The organism is uncultured Oceanisphaera sp. (assembly GCF_947495715.1).
In the GTDB taxonomy this organism is placed as follows: domain Bacteria; phylum Pseudomonadota; class Gammaproteobacteria; order Enterobacterales; family Aeromonadaceae; genus Oceanimonas; species Oceanimonas sediminis.
This window is the reverse complement of the sequence record NZ_CANLZU010000054.1, coordinates 1-1053: the sequence shown is the minus strand read 5'-3', so window position 1 is coordinate 1053 and position 1053 is coordinate 1. Positions and strand designations below refer to the sequence as shown.

Annotated in this window: 1 protein-coding gene; it reads left to right on the top strand. The window is 54.3% G+C overall.

Annotation, left to right across the window (positions count from 1 at the left end):
- Positions 1-79 precede the first annotated feature (79 nt).
- Complete coding sequence (locus Q0753_RS16545) at positions 80-997, top strand: IS5 family transposase (protein WP_298723723.1); 918 nt, start codon at positions 80-82, stop codon at positions 995-997.
- The last annotated feature ends 56 nt before the right edge of the window (positions 998-1053 follow it).

Sequence of the window (1053 nt, the reverse complement as noted above, 5' to 3'; positions counted from 1 at the left end):
GGCGTTGTTTCCTAAATCAGGGAACTATCTGCTTCTCCCGTGATCCGATCTCCTGACGAACGGACTCGGGAGCAGCACAATGGGCAAGGCACGACACAACATCAGTAACTGGCGGCAATACAATCGAGCTTTGATTAATCGTGGTTCACTCACCTTCTGGGTCGATGAACAGGCCATCGAACAGTGGCATTGCCATGAACACCATGGCCGCAGAGGCCGCGGTTTCCAATACAGCGATAGTGCCATTGAAACGGCGCTGATGCTCAAAGCCTTCTTCAGCTTGCCGTTGCGGGCATTGGAAGGATTTATCAACTCCGTTTTTCAGCTGATGGATGTGCCGCTGACCTCACCGGGATACAGCAGTATCTGCAAACGAGCCAAGACCGTGGACGTGAAGTACCGCTTGCCAAGTAAAGGCGCGGTCACTCATCTGGTCATTGATGCCACCGGTCTGAAGGTGTTCGGTGACGGCGAATGGAAACAGCGCAAGCATGGCAAGGGTAAGCGCCGGGTCTGGCGTAAGTTACACCTTGCAGTCGATGCGCGTACCCACGAGGTAATTGCCGCTGAAGTCAGCCTGGAAAACGTGGCTGATAACGAGGTATTGCCGACGCTGCTCAACCCGCTTCGGCGCCGGTTGCACCAGGTCTCGGGCGATGGAGCTTACGATACCAAGGAGTGCCATCAGTTACTGCTCCGGAAAGGCAGCAAAGCGACCATTCCACCTCGCAAGAATGCCGGTTATTGGGATGAAGGACATCCAAGGAACGAGGCCGTTGCTGCGCTGAAATCAGGTCACCTGTCCGACTGGAAAACCACGTCTGGCTATCATCAGCGGTCACTGGCGGAAACGGCGATGTCCCGATACAAACAATTGGTGAATCCCAAGTTGAGCTTGCGTAACTACAACGGCCAGGTCGGTGAAATTCTGGCCGGTGTTAAGGTCATGAACAAAGTCATAGGACTTGGTATGCCTGTTCGTCAGCCGTTCAGTTAAGGGCGGAAAGCCCTGTAGGGACAGGCTGTCTCGGCTCTGATTTGATCAACAACGCC

Bases quoted from the DNA above. Each gene is read 5' to 3' on its own strand.
- Q0753_RS16545 (WP_298723723.1), top strand. From the start codon at position 80: ATGGGCAAGGCACGACACAACATCAGTAACTGGCGGCAATACAATCGA.